Raw genomic sequence first — 23,209 nt, forward strand, 5'->3', positions numbered from 1 at the left:
GTAAACCATTGAATCCTGTTGTAACTACAGTCGACTTAACCAAGCACTACGGGAGAATCAAGGCTGTTGAGAAACTCTCATGCAGCATACCCGAAAAAAGTGTTTTCGGTATTCTTGGTCCGAACGGCAGCGGTAAAACCACCACGCTGGGCATGCTTCTGGATGTAATCAATCCCACATCGGGAACCTACAGCTGGTTCGGCAATCCTCCGGATAAAAAGAATCTTCAAAAGATCGGGTCAATCCTTGAAACACCGTCGTTTTATCCTTACCTGACAGCAGTGGATAACCTCAAAATAATCGCGGGGATTAAAAACTGCGGTTACCAAAACATTGAGGAAGTACTGAAAATGACAGGCATTTATGATCGAAGGTTTTCATCATTCCGTACCTTTTCGCTGGGTATGAAACAAAGGCTTGCACTGGCTGCTGCATTGCTTGCCGATCCCAGGGTGCTTATCCTGGATGAGCCCACAAACGGCCTTGATCCGAAAGGGATTGCCGAAATGAGGGAGCTCATCAAAACAATTGCGGGACAGGGAAAAACAATCATCCTGGCCAGCCACCTGCTCGACGAAGTGCAAAAAGTGTGTTCGCATTTCGCCGTGTTGAATAAGGGTGTATTAATCTATTCGGGACTTGTGAACGAAACCCGGCAGGAACTGAGCCTTGAAATTGCAGCTGAAAATAATTCCGCCCTTGCAGCGGTTCTGTCAGGTTTTCCGCACCCGATAAAAATTGAAGAAAGGGGTGAAAACATCCTTGTGAACATCGGCGGAAATGTGAGTGTAAGCGAGTTAAGCCGGTTCATTTTTGAGAAGGGTGTTGTGATAACCCACCTGGTCGCCCAGAAAAAATCACTTGAAGATCAATTTCTTGAAATAGTAAACCAACAGGCATGAACAGAATTTTTAAGATCGAACTGATCAAGATCCGCTCCAACGCATCTTTTTGGGTACTGGCCAGTTTGCACATCGGTATTATCATGCTTGTTGTGCTGAGCGGAAAAGTGTTTCTGAAAACATTGAATATTGACGGGCAGTCGATCACCAACCTGATGAACACCTCGTCAATTCCAATTTACCAGTTCCCCGATGTATGGCATAATATCACCTATGTGGCAGGTTACCTCAAATTTATCCTGGCTATTTACGTGATTATTTCAATAACAAGCGAAATCGGTTATGACACTCTCAGGCTGAATATTATGAATGGCCTGAGTCGTGGCGAATTCATAGCTTCCAAAATGTTTCTTGTAATGCTCCTTTCATTTTTTTCGACAGTGTTCTTATTTATTGCCGGACTGGCACTGGGTTTAACAAGCACGCCAAATCTTGAATTACACTATATAATCAAGTATTCAGGGTTCATTCCCGCGTATTTTCTGCTTCTTACAGCTTACCTGATCTTCGCCATGCTCATAGGATTGCTGATTAAAAGGACAGGGCTGGCCATGGGACTGATGTTCCTGTATACAATCATTATTGAACCGGTTATTGTTCTGAATATTGATACCGTATGGATTAAGGGGCTATTCCCGTTAAAAGCAATTAATAACCTCATCCATATGCCATTCGGAAAATACCTGCTGCGCGAAGTACAGGATTATGTGGCTATGAAAGATATAGTGATCGTGGTTGCATATATGGGCGTATTCCTGTATTGTATATTCCTTTTGCTCCGAAAACGCGATTTAAAATAACGCTTTCCGGTATATCTGAATAAGTTTCGGCGCTTCGTTTTCCCAACAGAGATCCTGCGCGGCTTGTTTCAAATTCTCTTTCCAGGTAATACGGGCCTGGTCATCATTGAGCATCCTGCTTATTATGCCGGCCAGTTCATGAGGATCACGGGTTGAGGTGACCTGTCCCGCCCCGTAAGTTTTTATTACAGCTGCCATTTCCGGAAGGTCAGAAACAAGAACCGGAATACCCGACTGGATGTAATCGAACAGTTTATTGGGAAGTGCATAATAATAATTCAATCCCAGGTTCTCTTCAAGGGAAACGCCCAAATCACTTGCCCTGGTGTAAACCAATAAATCCTCCGGTTTAATTCTTCCGGTGAATTTCACTTTCTCCTCCAGGTGCAGAGAAGCGGCGAGACTGTGCAACTCATTTTCAGCGTAACCCGAGCCGGCTATAATGACTCCGGTATCATTAATCCATTGCATTGCCCTGATCAGCAATTCAATTCCCCGGCCCATATTGAGTGCGCCCTGGTAAATGATCTGCTTCTGGAAAACTCTACCCGGGCTGGCAGGCGCATTATCATTCAGACGATATGGCATGTTGCGGATCACTTCCATATTGATCCCGTATTTGGTTGAATAATGAAGAGCTATAGAAGGACTTACCGTGTAACTGTATTTCACACGGGGAAGAAAAAGCCTCTCCAGTCGCTCCCAGATTTTCCTTGTAATGTTTCTGCCAACCAATTCGGGTAATTCTGTAAACAGTTCGTGACTGTCGTAAATAAGAACTTCTCGTTTCAGTTTTGAAGCAATGAAAGCAGCCGGGAGTGTATCCAGATCATTGGATACAATTGCAGCGGCATTTGTGAAAAGCAGGTAAAAAAACAACCGGGTATTAAATTCCATGTAAAAGAGCGGACCCTTTTTGAAGATAAGGTTAAACCTGCGGGCCTTATAGATATTACCTGAAACCGGCAGACTGCCGGGTCGCCTAATCCCTGCAATCACAATTTCAGATGGCAGGGATGCAAGTGTTGCAGCTATCCGGTTAATCCGCTGATCGGTTACAATATCATTTGTTACGCACAGGATGATTTTCATCCGCTTGTTTTTTGATCCACTAATTTAGAGAATCTTTGTAACCATTTGTTCCATTCTCACCCGTGAGGTCGTATATTTGTGCTCACAATTTAATTTCATGGGCATTGTAAATGAAAATGTCAGTTTGCAAACCTGCAATACATTCGGTATTCAGGCGAATGCCCGGTACTTTACTGAACCGTCAGACACCGGTGAGATAACTGAAATTCTGCAATCATCATTAATTAAGAAAAATCCTTTGCTGATCCTGGGTGGTGGCAGCAACATACTCTTTACCCGCGATTTTGAAGGCGTAGTCATGCGCCCTGCTATCAAGGGGATCGAAAAGATAAAAGAAAACGATAAGGACGTAATCATACGTGCAGGTGCAGGTGAGAACTGGGATTCCTTTGTTGCTTATTGTGTACAGAACGAATGGTCCGGAATTGAAAACCTTTCATGGATACCCGGGACTGTCGGGGCCAGCCCGGTTCAGAATATAGGCGCCTATGGCGCGGAAATCATGGATTATATCGACGCCGTAGAGGGATACTATATTCAGAATTCAAAAAAGTTCAGATTATCCGGAGGTGAATGTCATTTTTCATACCGTAACAGTATCTTCAAGAATGAACTGAAAAACAAGGTTGTCATCACTCATGTGAATTACAGGTTGAATAAGATAGCTGAGTTCAATACAAGTTACCCTGACCTGGCAAGGGAAATGGATGATTTTGATGAGACTTCCATTCAGAATATAAGACAGGCTGTAATCAATATCCGGAAAGCCAAACTTCCGGATCCGGCTGAGACGGGTAATGCCGGGAGTTTCTTTAAAAATCCAGTAGCTACGTCCTCGCAGGCCGCAAATTTGAAAAATCATTACCCGACGATTCCTCTCTACCCCATGGAAAATGGCACTGTTAAAGTTTCAGCTGCCTGGCTTATTGAGCAAAGCGGATGGAAAGGCCGGAACTGCGGAAAGGCCGGAACCCATAAACGACAACCGCTCATTCTTATAAACCTGGGTGGAGCTACGGGACAGGACATTCTGGAATGTGCCACCCGTATCCAAAAAGCAGTTAAAAGCCATTTTGGAATTGGGTTGGAGATGGAGGTGAATGTGGTTTAGAGGCTTAGGCTATTAGGCTGTTAGGCTATCACCAGTCACCTGTTACCAGTCACCAGTCACCAGTCACCAGTCACCAGTTACCAGTCACCAGTTACCAGTCACTAATCACTACATACACTGGCAAATGATCCGAAAATCCGCCGTGATAGCGGAAACCGGAATAGGTACGGTAGGGTTTCATGCCTGTGTAGGTTTCGTCGGGCTCAAGAAGAAAAGATCCGTCGAAAATGTGATAGCTGTTTGACGTGATCCGACCTGAAAGCAGCAGGTTACCGGAAACCATGATCTGATCGAAAATGTTCCAGGTTCCCTGGAATTTAAGCGTGCCTTTCACCGGCCCTTTTTCAGGAATCCGGCTTAAATTATATAATCCTTTCGTGACCGGATGTTCAGGAGTTCCGGCATTCAGTACCCTTACCAAACTCTCATCCGTTGGCTCATCATTGAAATCACCCATAATAACAATGTTTGACGCCGTATCATGATTAAAAAGCGAATCTGCTTTCTGTCTCAGCAGTGATGCGGCGGCAAACCGGCTTTTATCGGTTTCCAGCTGACCGGCTGAACGCGACGGCCAGTGATTGACAAACACATGAAAGGTATCAGATTGCGCAAGGAGACATGCATATAAAATTTCACGGCTTACCACAATGTTTGTATCGATCCTGAAATAGCGGCATTCAAGAACTTTAACAGTGGAAGGATTATAAAGGAGTGCCACATCGATTCCCCTTTTATCGGGTGAATCCCGGTGAAGCCAGGAATAGCCGAACTTTGAAAGCGATGTTTTGGCTACCAGGTGATCCAGTACATAGTCATTTTCAATTTCACATAAACCAATGATATCCGGGGGATTCCATTCTCCAATGGCTATGAGAACCTTGCCCAGGTTGTTTTCCTTAGCTGTAAAGCGCTTGTAAGTCCAGTGCATGGCACCTGCCGGCGTAAAATCGTTATCATTTGCTTTGGGATCATCTGAAGGATCAAACAGGTTCTCAGTGTTGTAAAACACTATTTTTATTCCGGAAATTGTTTGTGCTGCTCCGCTGAAAGCCATTGAGAGCCATGCTGCAATGGCTATACTACACACTGACAGCCCGGCACGTGTCATGACTCAGTCTTCTTTTCGTTCAAAAGCACCCAGGTCGGGACCTTCATCGTTGTTCCTGAGGTTCCCCTTAAAATCCTCTATTAGGAAAGGCCATGCCTGCAGCAACTGCACATCACCCGAATCTTTTGCCGGAGAAAGGGTGTCCAGGCTGAAATCAAGATGATACCTGTCGGTGTCGTTCACGAAAAGAGGATCTTTGTTGATAAACACTGAAGTGAATTTGGCTGCCGGGTAGTTTGAAATTGAATCTTCAACAGCCTTTAAAATACAGTGGTCGAAATGATAGGTGAAACCGGCCTCAGGAATAAATACAAACTGGAGCTCATGCGGATAATTACCCGTGACAATGCTGTTCATGAAATCGGCTTCTTCAAGGTCGCCCGCATACCTTACATATTCATATTCGCCCGATGAGGGATTCAGTTCAGGATTGTTGAAAAAATTGGTCAGCACAACGGATGGAGAGTTGCGTGAAGCGCCCGGAACCCCGTTGTTATCAAATGTGCAATGCCAGAAACGGTAATTTCCGCCCCGGAGAAGGGCTACCAAAGGTCCCGCTGAATTGGCAAACACAGTATTGTAACAGGTAATGTCGGCACCGAAGGCATAAATACCGGCAAATGAAACATTCAGTATCGTGCTGTTTGAAATCGTCAGGTCAGGTACACTGTAATCGGTCGGATAGCCGATCTGTATGCCCGCAGTGGGATTCATGATCAGCACATGGTTAAGCGTATTGTCGTGGCTTACAGGGTCAAAGTAGATCGTTCCCCATTGACCGGGAATGATATCATAAAATTCTTCGGGCCTGTCATTCTGAAAAACAACCGGATTTTCGAAAGTCCCTTCGGCTTTGAGGCTGCCATATACCACCAGGCTTGCATTCCGGTGAAAATAAATTTTACAGCCGGCATTGATTGTAAGGATTTCACCGGTATCCACCGCCAGGTAATCGTAAATCAGGTAAGGCTTATCGGCTTCCCAGGTCTGGCTTGCCGTGAATTTACGCTTTATCAGGTGCACATCCTGTCCGTATGCCAGCAGTTTGATGTGTTGAAGCTTCCCGTTTGTATTGAAAACAACCGAATCACGAACCAGGATAGGATTATTTTGATTATTCGGGTCGACAGTGACTGCCACAAAAACAAATAAACTGTCATCAGGTGGTATTTTCACATTGCTTACCCTTGAAAGGGGTTCACCGTCGATATTCAACCTGAAAAATGAGGCGACACCTCCGGCTAACTCAATGTCACTGATCAGGAGAGGCCGGCTGCTGCGGTTATAAACCTTGAAATAAAGAGTGGCCGAGCCGATTGAGGTAAAAACGGTGTCGAATGTCACTGTGTCGGTTGAAAACGACGGCATGGCTTCAGGATCCGGATCAAGTTCCTCACGGTTGCAGGAAATGGCAGCCATGACAAAAAGTATCGCCGGAACGAATGTAATCAGATGTTTCAGAATATGTAAACTCCAGATTTTGGAATTGCCTTGAAGATCAATCACGGAATGTGTTTAAATGATTGGTTAAAAAGTTATTCTTAATTTCAAAAATCTCTTTATTTTTATAGCAAAAATAATTGAATATTGGAAAGTATTCATAAATGTTTGGTTTTCGGTTTTCTTAATTGCACCTGTTTGGCAGGTTAACTTTCTAATGGGACTTCCGATGGATATCACGCAGGCTAAATCAACCGACCTAATTGAGATTCTGTATTTGTTAAAAACCTGCATTCAGGATATGAATGCAAAAGGCCAGAAACACTGGAACAATTGTGTTCCGTCTGTGGATGACATTCAGATCGATCTTGATAAAGGTTTTATTTATCTGATAAAGGACAAAGGGGTGTGTAAGGGAATGATCACCCTGAATGAGCAGGAGCCTGAAGACTATAAAAAGCTTTCCTTCAATTCATCCGGAAAAAAACCTCTCTTTTTACAAAATATTGCAGTGCATCCGAGGTGGCAGGGCATGGGAATTGCTACTCAATTGGTTAATTTTGCACAACAAATTGCCAGGGAAAAAGGATATGACTGCCTCCGCCTTGATGTATTCAAGCCAAGCGACAAAGCCAGACAGCTTTGTGAGAAACAGCTTTTCAAAGAAGTTGCTTCCTTTCACCCTGCTTTCCAGCAGACACCTTTTGTCTGTTATGAGAAACAAATTTAATACTCAATTTTCCATAATCATGGAAAATCTTCCGCACTAGTTGCCTGTTATTAAACTGTTCATTTCTTTCCTGGGAAAAATACCCCTTTTCTTCATGCAAGCTGTTATATATTTGATTGCTTAACTGTTAGAGGATTAAGGTAATGAACAATTTAATTATTTATCAACAACAGGAAAATAATGCTTTAATAATTTCTCATTCATTATTATTCTTGCATCATTATTGATACCAGTTAGTATTAATCAATTCTAAATTCTTTTAACTATTCGATGAAAAACAATGGGAGTAATGGTTTAAGGTCCAAAAAAAATGGTCAGTTACCCAACGGATCATTCGGACCGGTGGAAAACCTTGAGCATTATCTTCAACCCGATTGGTGGAGACGTATTTTTAACTCCATGTATCTGAAAACAGATGCTGACGTGGTTGAGGACATGCAAATTACTAACAGGGAAGTTGACCTGTTTACCGACATTCTCGGTCTCGACAAAAACATGGTCATTCTCGATCTGGCCTGTGGTCAGGGCAGACACTCACTTGAACTTGCCCGCAGGGGATTTAATAATGTGAACGGTCTCGATCGTTCTCATTTTCTTATCAGAAAAGCGAAGAACATTAACTCGGCTGAAAACCTCACTGCCAATTTCAGGGAAGGAGATGCCAGGAAATTGCCATATCCCAATGATACTTTTGATGTTGTGATGATGCTCGGAAACAGCTTCGGCTATTTTGAAAGTACTGAAGATGATATTAAAATTCTGAAAGAAGTATTGCGCGTGCTTAAGCCAAACGGAAAATTCCTGATTGACGTGGCTGACGGCAACTACCTGAGAGATAATTACAACCCCCGGAGCTGGGAATGGATCGACTCAAAGCATTTTGTATGTCGCGAACGTTCACTGGCTTCTGATAACCAGCGCCTGATAAGCCGTGAAGTCATCACCAATATCAACAAGGGCGTTGTGCTCGACCAGTTTTATGCTGAAAGACTATATAATAAAGACGTGTTGTTTAACATGTTTCAGCGGACCGGTTATATTAACGTGACATTTCATGGTAACCTGGATACGGATTCGAAAAGAAACCAGGACCTTGGAATGATGGAACGCCGCATCATAGTGACTTCCCAGGCTGCAAAAGAATGGAGCCTGGTGAAAGCTAAGAGATCGGAACTGAAGAATGTAGTTGTCATTCTTGGTGATCCCGATAAACCGGATGTAGTTAAACCTACAGGCGGATTCGATAAAAATGACCTGGCGACGATCAGGCAACTGAAGATTGCGCTGAGCAGCCTTCCTGAGTATAAATTCACTTACCTGTGCAATCATAACACGCTTGTCAATGATCTTATGAAACTCAAGCCCCGCACAGATTTTGTAATGAATCTCTGCGACGAAGGGTATATGAATGATCCCAAAAGGGAGCTTCATGTTCCTGCTATGCTTGAATTGCTGGGAGTGAATTATACAGGCGCCAGCCCGCAGGGACTTGCTTACTGCTATGATAAATCGCTTGTGAGGGGAATTTCACGTGAGATGGGAATTCCTGTTGCTGATGCAGTCTTCATCAAGCCGGAAGACAACGTATTTGAAATGAACATTGATTTTCCGGTTATTGCAAAGCCCAATTACGGCGACAGCAGTATTGCCATTACATCTGACAATGTTTGCTATACTTACGAGAGCCTGAATGACGCCATTGTAAGAATCCGCGAAAAAGTAGGTTTTGAGAAACCTATCATTATCGAGGAATTTCTTCCCGGTAAGGAAATAACAATAGGTATTATAGGAAATCCGCCGGAATCATACACTGTGCTTCCGTTTGCAGAGGAAGATTACTCGGCTTTGCCCGATGAATTGCCTAAAATATGCGGGTATGAAGCAAAATGGCTTGAGGACACCCCGTACTTCAACCTGCTGAAATCAATACCCGTGAATCTGCCCGAGGAAACCGAAAAGATGATCACCGAGCAGTGCCTTAAGTTGTTTGAACGCCTGAATTGCAGGGATTATGCACGGTTCGACTGGAGATTTGATAACGAAGGTGTTCCCAAGCTGCTGGAAGTGAACCCGAATCCGGGATGGTGCTGGGATGGCCACATGGCTAAAATGGCCACACTGAGAGGTATGGAATACGCTGAAATGTTGCGGTTCATACTGCAAACTGCCGAACAACGGTTCAGTTCAAATGGAAATGGTAACGGAAACGGAAATGGTAACGGCAATGGCAATGGCCATTCAAACGGCAACAACGGAAACGGCCACGACATTCTTGAAACGGCCGATAGATTGAGCTGGGCGGAGGAGAAGAATTAAATCGTTTCATATTGTTCCAAAATTGTTTCAAATGGTTTCAGGTTGTTTTAACAACTATGGAACCATTTGGAACTATTTGAAACAACATGAAACTATATGAAACTACCTGGAACTTTCAAACACTTTCTCAAACATCTTACTCCACTCCCTCGCCTTTCTTTCTTTCCATGCATTGGAGTGGTAAACATAGCTGGCCATGAGCGGAAGCACTGTTGTGGCTTCGGCGAAAACCATCTGTTCGTATTGTGTATCTACCTTACCCCATGAAGAAGCTTCCTGAAGCGTTGATGACGAACAGGCTCCGTCGCGTACATCAGCAACCGTGATCTGTACGGCATACTTATGCATGGGAACCGATTTGCCGAGTATTTCAGCACAAACAACGGTATCCTGGGCGAAATTTTTGGGTACTCCGCCGCCAACCATGAACAGGCCCGATGTCTCCGCTTCCATTTTGATCATGGTGAGTTCACGGAAATCACGCACTGAATCAATAGTAACATGACTGTCGGGGTTTTCCCACTGGTGTTTCACCAGGCCAAAACCGGCGCTGCTGTCAGAAAAAGCAGGGCAGAAAATGGGAACATTTTTTTCATAACAAACCTGTATGAGTGAGTCTTTCTTAACCGAATTTTTCACAAGGTATTTACCCAGTTCCTTAATGAACTCACGTGATGAATACGGTCTGTGCTCAAGCGAATCGGCAACCCGTTTAATAGTGGCATCGCATACCTGCAGGTCCTCTTCATCAATAAAAGTATCGTAAATCCTGTCGACGTAATTATCCCTGAGGTGATTATCGGGTATGTCTTTTCTGCCAACATAATGTTTGAACCCGATGGCTTCAAAGAAATCCATGTCAATGATGCTTGCACCGGTGGCCACAATCACATCGATCATATTGTTTTTAACAAGATCAACATAAACCTGCATACAGCCTGCTGCGCTTGTACTGCCGGCAAGGGTGAGGATGTTTGTGCAATCCTTATCCTTTATCATTCTCAGCAGGATATCAGCTGCGTTGGCCGTATCACGCGAGGAAAACGACATCTTCCTCATGGCATCAATAATGGGAGTAGCATCAAAAGATTTGATGTCAACATGTTCAATCGTATTCTTTAATAAATCCTTTTTTGCTGTCATTTTCTTTTCCTCTGTTTGATTATCAAATGATTAGTTAAAATTTAATTAAGGGTACAAATATAGGAAAAAAGTAGATACCGGATGCTGGATACTGGATGCTGGATAAGGTCGTCATTGCGAGGAGCGTGACAAATCATTGATTATAGCAGGATTAATAGTCGACGAAGCAATCTGCCCGCACAGGCAATGCCTTGCAAAAAGAGATTGACGACTAACAAAAACACCGAACAAGGAACACCGATTTAAGATTTTAGAAGTTTTTCTACAAACTTCTCACATCTCCCTACTCTCCTCTTTCTTCTCAAACGCTTCTCTCCCCTCACTGAACGAAAACCATGCCAATCCGAGGGCGCCCAACGTATCGATCCATCCGAAGCCGGTTAATTCGTAAATCAGGCTTGAAACCAGGAGAACAACCGACATATAAATGCAAACCAGCGTACAATTGGCATCAGCGAGTACGGGTTCTGCCTGCAGACTTCTTCCGCAACTTACCTTTGAACGATATAACCAATACATCACCGCAATTGAAATAACCGAAATAACAACACCCCAAACAGTTGTCTCAGGTTTGTGACCCTTTACGAAATTGAGAATGGCACCGGCCACCAAACCTGCAGTCAGCAGGTAAAAAGCTGTTCCGGTGATCAGCAATGCCCGTTTCTCAAATTCCGAACGCGTTGATTCAGGGTGTTTACGGATCCTGACAGCCATTTGCAATATGCCAAGGCCTGAAATAACTTCAACAAAACTGTCGACTCCAAAACCAGCCAGGGCAAGCGTTTCGTCGTTCAAACCAAGAATCAGCGAAATGATACCTTCGGCCAGGTTATAGATAATGGTAAACAGGGCCAGCCATACAACCCTGTCCATAGTATAGTTTTTCATAGTTTAAAGATACTAAAACTATAAAAAAATCTTTCGGTTCAAAAGAAACAGAACCATTCACCGAAAAAATCCCGCGATTCACCGATTTGTGATTTTTTGAAAGTTAGGCATTCCATAGTTTTGAAGCGAGCTAAACGTTTGAGGTTTGACGTTTGAGGTTTGACGTTTGAGGTGTAAAGTTCAGCGACATGTGAGATCAACAACAAACATTAAACTTCAAACCAGAAACATTTTATTGGTTTTTTTAGTTTACAATTTGCTGAACTAAAAAAACTGTTTACCTTTGGGGCTCTATTATTAAACTAAAATGACTACTGAAGACAGGATCAAACGACAGAAAGATATGGTCGAGATGGCCGGTCGCTTTTACGATAAAAAGGGACTTCAGCCGGTGGCGGGCCGGATCATGGGTTTGCTGATGATCATGGACAAAGAAAAGTACACTTTTGATGAAATTGTTGAGGAACTCAAAATCAGCAAAAGCTCTGTCAGCAATGCGCTGAAATTACTGGAAGTGGCTGATTACATCGAATACACAACCGTACCGGGCGACAGGAAAAGGTACTTCCAGATTAAGAAACTCGATAAATACGCGCTCGTCGATGAACACCATAAAACGCTAACCGGTACACGTGATTTTTTGAAAACCGTGCTGGATCTGAAAGCCGATAAAAATTCGGAAAACGCAATTTTTATTAAGAACCTGCTCGATATGCTGAATTACTTCCTCGACCGGTTTAATGATATGAGAGAGGAATATGAAAAGAAAAAATAAGTTCGAAAAGTTATAAACTATTTAAACTGCAATATACCATCCAATTATGAAAATGATCAGTCTGCTTTTAATTTCGATACTTGCCACGGCAGGTACCGGTGTTTTTGCCCAGGACCAACCCGGTTCACTGACACTCGAACAGGCCATTGAATATGCCCTTCAGCATAATAAAACGGTTTTGAATGCCAGGGGACAGGTAGCTTCATCGATCGAGCAGGTTAAAGCTGCCCGCGCACAGGGCCTTCCCCAGATCGACGGAAGCCTTGATTTCATGACCTATTTCAATTACGAAATGAACTTCAGCTTCGGCGGGGGAAGCACAGGTGGTTCATTGGGAGATGTTATGCCAATGCCTCCGTTTGATGTGGGAGATACTTTGCTTATGCACATGATCTCGGAATCAATGAGTGGCGGTCCCATTGTGATGAACAATCAAATGAGCGGTAAAGTACAGTTTTCACAGCTGATCTGGAGCGGCCAGTACTGGTCGGGTGTTGCTATCGCCAAAATAGCAAAGGACCTTTCCAGTCAGAATGTGGTTAAGACCGAGCAGGATGTGAAAGAAGGGGTAAAGAATACCTACTATATGATTCTTGTAACTCAGAAAAACCTGGATATCATTCAAGAAAACATTAAAAATCTGAACGAGACCCTGAAACATACCGAAAATATGTTCAGGACCGGTATTGCCGAACCCACCGATGTTGACCAGATTCGGATTACTCTTAGCCAGTTGGTCAACAGTCAGAAATCGGTTGAAAGAGCGGTGCAAATGGGGTATAACATGCTTAAATTCCAGCTTGGTGTGGCTCCGGATGCCAACATTTCACTTGCCGACAATATTGATGGGATAATGACTTTGGTAGATCCGGCGAAAACTTTGGATCCTACTTTCGATGTGACCAACAACATTGATTATTCCATGATGGAATCGCAGGTTAAAATCAGTGAAAAACAACTGGGAATGCAAAACTGGTCGTATTCACCCACTGTGGCCGGATTCTACAGTTATACGAAAAAGATCATTACAACCGGTTTTGATATGACACCTAATCATTTGGCCGGTTTCTCGGTCACTGTTCCTATATTTTCAAGCGGACTCAGACGGGCCCAGGTAAACCAGGCCAAGGTTAACCTTGACATGGCCAGACGTAACCAGGAAATGGTTAAGGAACAGCTCGAAACACAGAAAAACCAGCTTCTGTTCAACTACCAGAGTGCTTATGAGAACTATAATACACAGAAAGAGAATGTGGATATTGCCCGCAGGGTTTACCAGAACATCCAGAATAAGTACAACCAGGGTATGGTTTCAAGCCTTGACCTCACACAGGCCAACATGAACCTGCTGGGTGCCGAAAGCAATTATTTTTCGGCTATCCTCACGCTATTGCAGGCCCAGACCTCATTAGATAAATTATTTAATAAGATTTAAGCCCAACATATTAATATCTATTACAATGAAAAATTCAAAAGTACTTTTAGCTTTATTACTTATCATCCCTGTAGCCTTCTCATGCGGTAAAAAACCGGCCTCCGGAAAAACCGCCGATTCTTTGGCTGCAGACACTACCGTTTACAGGGTAAAAGTTATTTCACTTGAGAAACAAAAAGTATCCCAGGATATTGATTTTACTGCCAACCTGCTTCCGAATGAAGAAATCAACTACGCGCCTGCCTCACCGGGCCGCGTTGAAGAAATCTATGTGGAAGTCGGCAACCATGTAAAGAAAGGCGACCTTATTGCCCGTATGGACCGTACCCAGCTTCAGCAAGCCAGCGAACAGTATGAAAATGCGAGAACCAATTTTCAGCGCATGGACACCCTGCACAAGCTGAATAGCATTTCACAGCAGCAGTACGATGCCATAAAAACCCAGTATGAAGTGGCTAAATCGAGTTATGATTTTATGAGCAAGAATACAACGCTCGTATCACCGATTAACGGAATTGTAACCGGCAAGTATTTCGAAAACGGCGAACTTTATTCTGGTGCACCCAACACGGCAGCAGGCAAAGCCGCCATCGTTACCCTGATGCAGATTAATCCGCTGAAGGTTATGGTTAATGTTTCAGAACGTTTTTACCCCGTTGCAAGGAAAGGAATGAAGGCAACTGTAAGCCTGGACATCTTCCCCGGCCGTACTTTCAACGGTGAAATTTCGCAGATTTACCCGACGATCAGTCCTGAAACAAGAACCTTTCCTGTGGAAATCCTCATCAAAAACAATGATGAGGTGCTCCGTCCCGGCATGTTTGCCAGGGTTAACCTGAACCTGGGACAGGCTGATGCTCTTATTCTGCCTGCCAATGCTGTGGATAAACAGGAAGGAACCAATGACCGTTACGTTTACCTTGCCATGCCTGATAATACAGCTAAAAAAATCCGGGTTGAGTTAGGCCGGAGGTATGATGATAAACTCGAAGTGATTTCAAATGAAATCAAAGTAGGTGACCCGGTTATTGTAGCCGGCCAGGATAAGCTGCTCGATAAGTCGAAAATCACCATTGTGCAGTAACCTGTTCGAAAATGATATTTTAAAAGCTTTAAAGATTTAAATTATGAGTATTTACGGTAGCGCTGTAAAGAATCCGGTAACCACCATCATGCTTTTCATGGGTGTGATTGTCTTTGGGATCTATTCGTTCATTAAACTCCCGATCGACTTCTACCCCGAGATGGAGTATCCGGCCATCATGGTATTCACAAGTTACTCCGGCGCCAATGCTTCGGACGTCGAAAGGAATGTTTCGGAACTTATCGAAAACAGCCTGAACACGGTCACCGGTGTAAAAGAAATAACATCCACTTCACGTGATAACGTGTCGGTTGTAACTCTTGAATTTGAATATGGAACCAGTCTTGACGGTGCAGCAAACGACGTCAGGGACGCGCTGGGTTTTGTCACCTCTACTCTTCCTGAAGGATGCCAGGATCCGATTATTTTCAAATTCAGCACGAATATGATGCCCATCCTGATGTATGCCGTTACAGCCGATGCAAGCTATGCCGGTATTAAGAATGAGCTTGAGGAAAAGATCGTAAACCCGCTGAACCGTATCGACGGAGTGGGTTCTATCAGTCTGTTGGGCGTACCCACCCGCCAGGTTATGGTGAACATTGATCCCCGCAGAATGGAGGCTTATAACCTCAGCATTGAACAAATTGGTTCTGTGCTGGCTGCAGAAAATCTGAATATGCCTTCCGGAAGTGTGGATATGGGACAAATGAGTTACCCGTTGCGTGTGCAGGGTGAGTTTGCCGAAAGCGAGCAGGTGAAGAATATCGTGCTTGGAAATTTCGGCGGCAAAACCATTCGCATGAAAGATGTGGCCACAGTATCCGATTCCCTGAAGGAATCGAATCTCGACGAAAAGGTAAACGGCCGCCAGGGTATCACCATGATGGTGCAGAAGCAGTCGGGAGCCAATACAGTGCAGGTTGCCCGCGAAATTCAGAAACAACTTGCGCTGCTTCAAAAAACACTGCCTTCGGATATACAGATCAGCACCATTTTCAACACCAGTGATTATATTTCCGATTCTATCAGCAACCTCACCGAAACACTGCTTTATGCATTCCTTTTCGTAGTGCTGGTTGTAATTTTCTTCCTCGGCAGGTGGAGGGCGACGTTCATTATCATTCTGACAATTCCGATTTCACTGATCTCTGCTTTCATTTATCTTGGAATTTCAGGAAATACGATCAACATCATTTCACTTTCCGCTCTTTCCATAGCGATTGGTATGGTGGTGGACGATGCCATTGTAGTGCTTGAAAATATTTCAAAGCATATTGAACGGGGCAGTACGCCCAGGGAGGCTGCTATTTACGCGACAAATGAAGTATGGCTGGCTGTTATCGCTTCCACACTTACCATTATTGCCGTGTTCTTCCCGATGACTATGGTATCGGGTATGATGGGCATTATGTTCCAGCAGTTAGGATGGATTGTGACCATCACAATCGGCGCATCGGCATTGGCAGCTATTACGCTTACACCTATGCTTAGCTCTAAACTGCTCGTTCTTCAATCCAAGAAAAAAATTCCCGGAAAATTCAGTCATGACAGGCTTATTTTACCTCTGCTTAACAAACTGGATGATTTTTATGTAAGAACATTACGGTGGTCACTGAAGCACAAACGAATCGTCATTCTTTCAGCTATTGCTATATTTGTATTTTCAATCATCCTGGCTGTAATGTTCCTTAAAACTGAATTCATTCCTCAGACTGACGAAGGACAGATCAGTGCGGAGATTGAACTTCAGGCCGGAACACGGGTTGACCAGACGGTTAAAATTGCCCGGAAAATAGATGCCTTTATTAATGAAAACATTCCTGAAAAAGATCTAGTATCCACATCGGCAGGTTCTGATGACAATGCAGGTTACACTGCATTGTTCCAGAATTCAGGTTCCAATGTCATTAATGTGACAATGGCTCTCACCAAAGCCGAAGAGAGGGAAAGGAGCGTATTTGACATTGCCGAAATATTCAGGAAATACCTGTCGACAATTCCTGAAATTGTAAAATTCAATGTCCAGACAGGTAACGGAGGGATGTCAACCTCTACCAACACTGTTGATGTGGAAATATTTGGTTATGACTTCGATAAAACCAGTGTACTGGCCAACCGAATCGCTGAAAAAGTAAAACAGGTTCCGGGAGCCCGTGAAGTGCTTGTAAGCCGTGAAAAATCAAAACCCGAACTGCGTATCACACTTGACCAGGATAAAATGTCGGATAACGGCCTGAACACAGCCATGGTTTCAAGCATGATCCGCAACAGGATTGTAGGATTGACGGCTTCGAAATTCCGCGAATCAGGTAATGAATATGATATCATAGTAAGGTTTGATAAAGATGCGAGGAGTTCGATCAGCGATATTGAAAACATTGGTATTCCTACTCAGAAAGGTATTGTTCGACTTGGTGAAATCGGCAAGATCCAGGAATTCTGGTCGCCTCCCAACGTGGAAAGAAAGCGCCGTGAAAGGGTTGTCACTGTTTCAGCCACACCGTATAAGGTGGCCCTTGGTGAACTGGCAACCAACATCAAGGCTGAAATTGACAAAATGGAAATTCCGGCCGGTGTAATGGTAAATGTCGGCGGTGCCTATGAAGACCTTATGGATTCAATGAAAGACCTGGTACTGTTGTTGCTGATCAGTCTCATACTGGTATACATTGTCATGGCATCGCAGTTTGAATCATTCAAAATGCCGCTGATCATCATGGCGTCCATTCCGTTCTCATTTACCGGGGTTATTCTGATCCTTGTGCTGACAAAGACAACATTGAGCGTCATAGCGATGCTGGGTGCGATTATGCTGGTGGGTATCGTTGTGAAGAATGCAATTGTGCTGATCGATTTTACCAACCTGATGCGCGACAGGAATTATGAACTCGACGAAGCCATCGTAAGGTCAGGGCGTTCACGTCTGCGCCCGGTTATCATGACAACGGCTACAACGATCCTGGGTATGCTTCCGCTTGCGCTGAGCACCGGACAGGGCTCCGAAATCTGGAAGCCCATGGGTATATCGGTAATCGGCGGCCTTACATTCTCCACCATGGTAACACTGGTTATTGTACCGGTTATCTACAGGGTTGTTGTCCGCAGGTCGGAGATACGCCACAAGAGAGAAACTGAAGAACTTGATTTTATGGAATCTTAAAAATCCCGGAAATTATGAAAGCAATAATGATCATCTATAACCAGGCGCTCACCGAGAAAGTGGAGTATATGCTTGAAAAACTTAACGTACGGGGTTTTACTCAATGGCCGCTGGTTTACGGTTCGGGCAGCAATACAGGTGAACCCAGGATGGGAACCCACACATGGCCTGAAATGAATTCATCCCTTATTACAATCGTTAATGATGAAATGGTGGATGAGATTCTGGATAAGGTTAAGAAAATGGATGCCATCAACAATGAAATCGGGATCAGGGCATTCGTTTGGAACGTGGAGAAGATGGCGTAGGAAAAGCGCGTCATTGCGAGCCCCGGTTCCTCCGGGGCGAAGCAATCTGCCCACACAGGCAGAGCCTCCCCAGAAAATTATTAATCAGCCCGGGTTTTACCGGGCTGATTTCTTTTCCTGAGCCCAACGGCTGATGCACTTTACAATGTCCTGCCTGTGCGGGCAGATTGCTTCGTCGCTTAATATTCTGCAATAACCATAAAGCTTCATGCTCCTCGCAATGACGCGCTTTTGCATCCAGTATCCATTCCCTCCAGCATCTTTCTTTATTTATACTCCTTCTAAATTTTTGCCGCCCGTTGTGCCGTAATTCATTTCGGCTTAAATTTATCCCTTACAAGCTGAAAACCATGAATATTGAAGCCTATTTTAAGGTAACGTACGGACTGTATGTGGTGAGCACGGCTGCGGATAATAAGAAGAACGGCTATATTTCAAATACCGTTTTCCAGGTTACTGCCGAGCCTGCCCGTTTTGCCATCGCATGCAGTAAGAATAATCTTACAGCCGATCTGATCAGTAAAAGCAAAACATTTGCAGTATCCGTATTGCAAAAGGATACCCGACCCGAAATAATCGGTACATTCGGTTATAAATCGGGCCGCGACATTGACAAATTCAATGCATTTAAGCATATAACAGGTAAAACCGGATCCCCGATACTGCTTGAAGATACGCTTGCCTGGTTTGAATGTGAGCTTGATCAGACCATCGACACCGGTTCACATGTGCTTTTCATCGGAAACGTGGTGGACGGCGATCTGATAAACCCCACGGGAGAACCGCTCACATATGCCTATTACAGGGAAGTGAAAAAGGGAAAGGCACCTAAAAATGCTCCTACTTTCATTGATCCTGAAAAACTGAAGAAACAGACTCCTTTGTACGAGAAATATTACTGTACCGCCTGTGGGTATATCTATGACCCTGCTGTTGGAGATCCTGAAAACGGCATACCGCCGGGGACCAAATTCGAGGACCTGGCCGACACATGGATATGCCCTGTATGCGGAACACCAAAGGAGGATTTTGCGAAGAAGGAAGAGTGACGTCATTGCGAGGAGCGTGAATAAGCTTCATTAACAAGAATGTAAATGCGACGAAGCAATCTGCCCGAACAGGCAGAGCCATACAAAGAGATGCCGGATACTGGATATTGGATCCTGGATCCCGGATGACCCTGGAGTCCCTGGAGTCCCTAAGGTCCCTGAAATAACATCGAACATGGAACACCGATTTACCATTTAAGAAGTTTTACTAACAGACTACAGAATAACAAAAACACCGAACAAGGAACACCGATTTAAGAATTAAGAAGTAGCAAATAACATTTAAATTAATATAATCATGGAAAAAAGTCTCAAAGGAACAAAGACAGAACAGAACCTGCTGAAAGCATTTGCAGGTGAATCACAGGCCCGTAACCGCTATGAATTTTTTGCTTCCCAGGCAAAAAAAGAAGGTTATGAACAGATTGCTGCCATTTTCATGGAAACAGCTACACATGAAAAATCACATGCAAAACGGTTTTTCAGTTTTCTCCAGGGTGGCGTTGTTGAAATCAATGCCGGGTATCCTGCCGGTGTAATAGGAACAACAAAAGAAAATCTTAAAGCGGCCGCTGAAGGCGAAAATGAAGAATGGACCAAGCTCTATCCGATGTTTGCAGAAATTGCAAAAGAGGAGGGATTTCCTGAAGTGGCCACTGCTTTCAAACTGATTGCAAAAGTTGAAGCCGAACATGAACGCCGCTATATGAAACTCCTGCAGAATATCTCCGAAGATATGGTGTTCATGAAAAAAGGCAAAGTAATGTGGAAATGCCTGAACTGCGGCTATGTATACGAATCGGAAAAGGCCATGGAAACATGCCCTGTTTGCCATCACCCGAAAGCTTTCATGCAACTCCTCGAAGAGAATTATTAATGGTTTAACAGAAAAAGGCCCGGCAGAAACCGGGCCTTTTTTATTGTTTATATTGATAAAAGCTTTCAGGCGGCCCCAGGTAACTCTGCTTTACTCCGCCCATATTCACAACAATTTTCTGTATCACAACACCGGGATCAACCATGCGGATTTTCAGCGTATGATAGCCGGCATTACCGGTCTGGTGCTTGGAATGTGTAATCCTGTAATTATCGCTCACAGTCTGCTCCCATTCACGGTTTCCATTCCGGGCATCAAAATCAGCAGGGACAGCCGTTATAATTTGTGGCTCCTCATCATCAAAAGAAATCGCATACCTGAGAGGCTTTCCGGGAAGGAAATTCAGTGTGGGTGCCAGGTACACAATAACTTCTGCCTGACCCTTGCTGAATAAATACATGGGATATTCAAGACAAGGGGCATTTTTATCGTGTGTCAGTTCAGGAATATCAACGCCTGACGTTGCCCTCATCCCTGATAAAGTATGGCCGAAATCCTGGATTTCAAGCCACCTGTTTTCACCAAGATCTGATTTTTTTGAGTAATGCGCCGCCTCAACCGATACATAACCGTTGTTTTCAACGAACCCGTTGAGTTCTTTAACTGAAGGATAAGAAGGATTGAATGCAGAAACAGCAATAATTACACTTTTACCGTTTCCTGAAACTGATATATTGCCCTTATTCATGCCTTTCTGAAGCATGTCATAATTGATGTTCACCCTGATCCGGCAATCCTTATCCACCGTTCCACTGTCCTGCGACAACCTGATCCAGGGATCACATATAATCCTGTAAGGGAAAGGAGAACCACCCTTGTTGAAAATTTCAAAATAGCTGTCTTTTCGGGTATATATATCAAACACAGGTAGTGAAGCGCTGTCTGCAGCACCAGGCCATACATCTTCACTGCCGTCGATTGCAATTCCCATATCAGCGGCCACCGGAACATCAATATTTTTCAGTTGCAGATGCTGAAGACTGTTTACAGGGGGATCGCGCCACGACATATAGCCCAGATGCGGCTGGTCCATGAAATGATCCCATTTACCACCGGCCAGCCTGCGGTTGAAATAGCCCATCAGGCTTGTATCGGCTTCAAAAAGCGACTGAACTTCAGCGGCCCAGTCGTTTGTGCTGGCTCTCTGCTGACGTGAATATAAATTGTTCCTTGATGCTGCCAGGTAAAGCTCATTCACCAGTGCACTTGCTTTGGCAGGGAAAAGGACCAGCTGATAGTAGGCGTCCCGTTTTTCGAGCGGTAGTTTGTTGTATATCTCTTCTGCCTTTACGGCTATTCGGTTATAGTCGGTTACAACACCTTCCGCTTCCCTGTAATTTATAAGGCTATATGTGGAAGGTGACAATAACTCAGGCTTGCGGCGACCGTTAAAACGCGTATATTGAGCCAGGATGTCTGCCGTTTCATCAGCATGCAATTCACCGAATTGCTGAACCGACCATGTTCTGAGATATTCCCGGATGTTGTCGTTTTTCAGGCTGTCGCCATACCATGCCAGGTCGAGAAAGTACTGAATGGGCAGACTGTATGCCTTGAAATGACCCGCATTCACAATCCATACCCTGTCGGCGCCATACTGACGCGCAAAAGTCATCTGGTCCCATATTTTTGGGAGAGTGTTTGTGTTAATCCACTGGTAACTCCGTGGCCCGCCATGGTAATCGAAATGATAATATATTCCTGCGCCTCCGGGACGGCTTCTTTCCTCAGCAGATGGTACGCGTCGAATATTACCCCAGTTATCCTCGGCCCATAACAATGTCACATCGTCGGGCACGCGCATACCGGCCCTGAAGTATTCAAGCACTTCCTTATAAAGGCACCACACCTGGGGGATGTTTTTAACGTCGGTCTGCATTACATCTGCAAGCATTTTACGTTGCACATCCACTATGCCTTCCAGCATAGTCATGTTTGCGGAAGGACCTCCGGGCGCCATCTCGGTATCATCGGCACCGCGTAAACCAATAGTTATAAGGCTTTCATAATTCTTATTCCGATTAATCCCGTCACGCCAGAACTGTTGAAGCACTTCAGGATGTTTTGCGTAATTCCAGCTACCCAGTGTTTGCTTGTATCTCCTGTCCCACTCTTTTTGAGCCCTAAGCATAGGTTCCTGGTGCGATGTGCCCATCACAATTCCATACTCGTCGGCCAGCCGGGGATTTTCAGGATCATCTTCATTAAAAGCATTATTCCACATAGCAGGCCACAAATAATTGCCTTTCAGTCGAAGAAGCAGCTCGAAAATTTTAGTATAAAACTCGTGGTTGTAATTGGCAATACCTTCAGGAACGGGAGGGTTTTCAGAAGGTTTTACGGTTCCGAATTTGGTTGTGATCCAGCGAGTCAGATCGGGATGTTCATCATTCAGGAAGATTCCCCTGTACTTCACTGCTGGTGGTCCGACAACATAGGAATCGCTGCTGACCAAAAGGGCATCCCTGTGCATTACCGGAACATCATCCCACCAGTACCAGGGTGACACCCCGATGCCGGCTGAAAGCTCATAGATGCCATAGATTGTTCCCCGTTTATCACTGCCTGCAATAACAAGCGCTTCCCTGACTCCTTTCCATGGTTTCTGGACAACAGCAATGCAGAAAGTTTCCCATTGACCTTTAACCCGTATGACATCAAGTTTTCCGTTTTTGATCAGATCATCAATCAGCGGACATTTCCCGATTGTTCCGGCAACAACTACATATTTGCCGGTGGGAGCGCCTTGTATGAAGGAGGGACTGACACCGGTCACCTTTTCAATGTCAACCTGCAGATCTTTGAAGGCCCGCAACACACCGGGGAAATCCTCACTGCTGGCAACCAGTGAAGCAGCTTTGCCCTTCAGAAAAAGCGGGAAGCCCTCTCCGCCGGAACTTACAGTAAGGGATGAAGCCTGTGAAGTTATCACCAGGCATAACCATCCCAGACCAATAAGAATGACCGACCGAATTTTCATAAGCC

General features: G+C 44.4%; 18 protein-coding genes. 12 read left to right on the top strand and 6 right to left on the bottom strand.

The features are described from left to right. Nucleotides 1–8: 8 nt before the first annotated feature. Together VK179_20975 and VK179_20980 are read left to right on the top strand one after the other, a co-directional pair. A complete protein-coding gene (locus VK179_20975) occupies nucleotides 9–902 on the top strand; it encodes an ATP-binding cassette domain-containing protein (GenBank protein ID HLO61237.1) in 894 nt (297 codons plus the stop codon). Next, complete coding sequence (locus tag VK179_20980) at nucleotides 899–1,702, top strand: ABC transporter permease subunit (GenBank protein ID HLO61238.1); 804 nt, start codon at nucleotides 899–901, stop codon at nucleotides 1,700–1,702. Before VK179_20975 ends, VK179_20980 begins: the two co-directional genes overlap by 4 nt. Here the strand turns inward: VK179_20980 and VK179_20985 are convergent. After that, nucleotides 1,694–2,794, bottom strand: coding sequence for a glycosyltransferase (locus VK179_20985; protein ID HLO61239.1), 1,101 nt, complete (start codon nucleotides 2,792–2,794; stop codon nucleotides 1,694–1,696). The genes VK179_20980 and VK179_20985 overlap by 9 nt on opposite strands. A 97-nt stretch (nucleotides 2,795–2,891) precedes the next feature. On the opposite strand from VK179_20985, the gene murB reads away from it, so the two are divergent. Next, nucleotides 2,892–3,905 (top strand): UDP-N-acetylmuramate dehydrogenase, encoded by a 1,014-nt coding sequence (murB, locus tag VK179_20990; protein ID HLO61240.1) that lies wholly within the window; start codon nucleotides 2,892–2,894, stop codon nucleotides 3,903–3,905. 91 nt (nucleotides 3,906–3,996) lie between these two features. On the opposite strand, the gene VK179_20995 is transcribed toward murB, so the two are convergent. Together VK179_20995 and VK179_21000 are read right to left on the bottom strand one after the other, a co-directional pair. After that, nucleotides 3,997–5,016: an endonuclease/exonuclease/phosphatase family protein gene (locus tag VK179_20995; protein HLO61241.1), complete on the bottom strand. Its 1,020-nt coding sequence runs from the start codon at nucleotides 5,014–5,016 to the stop codon at nucleotides 3,997–3,999. Nucleotides 5,017–5,019: 3 nt separating this feature from the next. Continuing rightward, the gene (locus VK179_21000) at nucleotides 5,020–6,522 is read right to left on the bottom strand and encodes a right-handed parallel beta-helix repeat-containing protein (protein ID HLO61242.1); all 1,503 of its coding nucleotides are present in this window, start codon (nucleotides 6,520–6,522) and stop codon (nucleotides 5,020–5,022) included. A 163-nt stretch (nucleotides 6,523–6,685) separates the two neighbouring features. Between VK179_21000 and VK179_21005 the strand changes: the two genes are divergently transcribed. After that, nucleotides 6,686–7,186, top strand: coding sequence for a GNAT family N-acetyltransferase (locus tag VK179_21005; protein ID HLO61243.1), 501 nt, complete (start codon nucleotides 6,686–6,688; stop codon nucleotides 7,184–7,186). A 270-nt stretch (nucleotides 7,187–7,456) separates the two neighbouring features. Then, nucleotides 7,457–9,502 (top strand): methyltransferase domain-containing protein, encoded by a 2,046-nt coding sequence (locus VK179_21010; protein HLO61244.1) that lies wholly within the window; start codon nucleotides 7,457–7,459, stop codon nucleotides 9,500–9,502. A gap of 102 nt (nucleotides 9,503–9,604) precedes the next feature. Here VK179_21010 and VK179_21015 read toward each other — a convergent pair whose 3' ends face one another. Together VK179_21015 and VK179_21020 are read right to left on the bottom strand one after the other, a co-directional pair. Then, nucleotides 9,605–10,645, bottom strand: a complete 1,041-nt coding sequence (locus tag VK179_21015) for a deoxyhypusine synthase (GenBank protein HLO61245.1) — start codon at nucleotides 10,643–10,645, stop codon at nucleotides 9,605–9,607. Between the two features lie 273 nt (nucleotides 10,646–10,918). Next, nucleotides 10,919–11,533, bottom strand: a complete 615-nt coding sequence (locus tag VK179_21020; protein ID HLO61246.1) for a cation transporter — start codon at nucleotides 11,531–11,533, stop codon at nucleotides 10,919–10,921. A gap of 307 nt (nucleotides 11,534–11,840) precedes the next feature. Between VK179_21020 and VK179_21025 the strand changes: the two genes are divergently transcribed. From VK179_21025 to VK179_21055, 7 genes are all read left to right on the top strand, one after another. Then, nucleotides 11,841–12,308, top strand: a complete 468-nt coding sequence (locus tag VK179_21025) for a helix-turn-helix domain-containing protein (protein ID HLO61247.1) — start codon at nucleotides 11,841–11,843, stop codon at nucleotides 12,306–12,308. 46 nt (nucleotides 12,309–12,354) lie between these two features. Beyond that, nucleotides 12,355–13,743: a TolC family protein gene (locus VK179_21030; protein ID HLO61248.1), complete on the top strand. Its 1,389-nt coding sequence runs from the start codon at nucleotides 12,355–12,357 to the stop codon at nucleotides 13,741–13,743. A gap of 25 nt (nucleotides 13,744–13,768) precedes the next feature. Continuing rightward, nucleotides 13,769–14,827, top strand: coding sequence for an efflux RND transporter periplasmic adaptor subunit (locus VK179_21035; protein HLO61249.1), 1,059 nt, complete (start codon nucleotides 13,769–13,771; stop codon nucleotides 14,825–14,827). 43 nt (nucleotides 14,828–14,870) lie between these two features. Continuing rightward, a complete protein-coding gene (locus tag VK179_21040) occupies nucleotides 14,871–17,990 on the top strand; it encodes an efflux RND transporter permease subunit (GenBank protein HLO61250.1) in 3,120 nt (1,039 codons plus the stop codon). Between the two features lie 14 nt (nucleotides 17,991–18,004). Further along, complete coding sequence (locus VK179_21045; protein ID HLO61251.1) at nucleotides 18,005–18,298, top strand: P-II family nitrogen regulator; 294 nt, start codon at nucleotides 18,005–18,007, stop codon at nucleotides 18,296–18,298. Nucleotides 18,299–18,648: 350 nt separating this feature from the next. Continuing rightward, entirely contained in the window at nucleotides 18,649–19,347 is a 699-nt protein-coding gene (locus tag VK179_21050) for a flavin reductase (protein ID HLO61252.1), read from the top strand. A 298-nt stretch (nucleotides 19,348–19,645) separates the two neighbouring features. Continuing rightward, the gene (locus tag VK179_21055) at nucleotides 19,646–20,224 is read left to right on the top strand and encodes a ferritin family protein (GenBank protein ID HLO61253.1); all 579 of its coding nucleotides are present in this window, start codon (nucleotides 19,646–19,648) and stop codon (nucleotides 20,222–20,224) included. A 40-nt stretch (nucleotides 20,225–20,264) separates the two neighbouring features. On the opposite strand, the gene VK179_21060 is transcribed toward VK179_21055, so the two are convergent. Beyond that, nucleotides 20,265–23,204 (bottom strand): glycosyl hydrolase 115 family protein, encoded by a 2,940-nt coding sequence (locus VK179_21060; protein ID HLO61254.1) that lies wholly within the window; start codon nucleotides 23,202–23,204, stop codon nucleotides 20,265–20,267. Nucleotides 23,205–23,209 lie beyond the last annotated feature (5 nt).

It is taken from the genome of Bacteroidales bacterium (assembly GCA_035299085.1).
In the GTDB taxonomy this organism is placed as follows: domain Bacteria; phylum Bacteroidota; class Bacteroidia; order Bacteroidales; family UBA10428; genus UBA5072.

Excerpts from the sequence above, each read along its gene's own strand:
- murB (HLO61240.1), top strand. The coding sequence starts at position 2,892 with ATGGGCATTGTAAATGAAAATGTCAGTTTGCAAACCTGCAATACATTC.
- VK179_21040 (HLO61250.1), top strand. The coding sequence starts at position 14,871 with ATGAGTATTTACGGTAGCGCTGTAAAGAATCCGGTAACCACCATCATG.
- VK179_21035 (HLO61249.1), top strand. The coding sequence starts at position 13,769 with ATGAAAAATTCAAAAGTACTTTTAGCTTTATTACTTATCATCCCTGTA.
- VK179_21030 (HLO61248.1), top strand. The coding sequence starts at position 12,355 with ATGAAAATGATCAGTCTGCTTTTAATTTCGATACTTGCCACGGCAGGT.
- VK179_20995 (HLO61241.1), bottom strand. The coding sequence starts at position 5,016 with ATGACACGTGCCGGGCTGTCAGTGTGTAGTATAGCCATTGCAGCATGG.
- VK179_20980 (HLO61238.1), top strand. The coding sequence starts at position 899 with ATGAACAGAATTTTTAAGATCGAACTGATCAAGATCCGCTCCAACGCA.
- VK179_21060 (HLO61254.1), bottom strand. The coding sequence starts at position 23,204 with ATGAAAATTCGGTCGGTCATTCTTATTGGTCTGGGATGGTTATGCCTG.
- VK179_21055 (HLO61253.1), top strand. The coding sequence starts at position 19,646 with ATGGAAAAAAGTCTCAAAGGAACAAAGACAGAACAGAACCTGCTGAAA.
- VK179_21005 (HLO61243.1), top strand. The coding sequence starts at position 6,686 with ATGGATATCACGCAGGCTAAATCAACCGACCTAATTGAGATTCTGTAT.
- VK179_21020 (HLO61246.1), bottom strand. The coding sequence starts at position 11,533 with ATGAAAAACTATACTATGGACAGGGTTGTATGGCTGGCCCTGTTTACC.
- VK179_20985 (HLO61239.1), bottom strand. The coding sequence starts at position 2,794 with ATGAAAATCATCCTGTGCGTAACAAATGATATTGTAACCGATCAGCGG.
- VK179_21045 (HLO61251.1), top strand. The coding sequence starts at position 18,005 with ATGAAAGCAATAATGATCATCTATAACCAGGCGCTCACCGAGAAAGTG.
- VK179_21015 (HLO61245.1), bottom strand. The coding sequence starts at position 10,645 with ATGACAGCAAAAAAGGATTTATTAAAGAATACGATTGAACATGTTGAC.
- VK179_21010 (HLO61244.1), top strand. The coding sequence starts at position 7,457 with ATGAAAAACAATGGGAGTAATGGTTTAAGGTCCAAAAAAAATGGTCAG.
- VK179_21050 (HLO61252.1), top strand. The coding sequence starts at position 18,649 with ATGAATATTGAAGCCTATTTTAAGGTAACGTACGGACTGTATGTGGTG.
- VK179_21025 (HLO61247.1), top strand. The coding sequence starts at position 11,841 with ATGACTACTGAAGACAGGATCAAACGACAGAAAGATATGGTCGAGATG.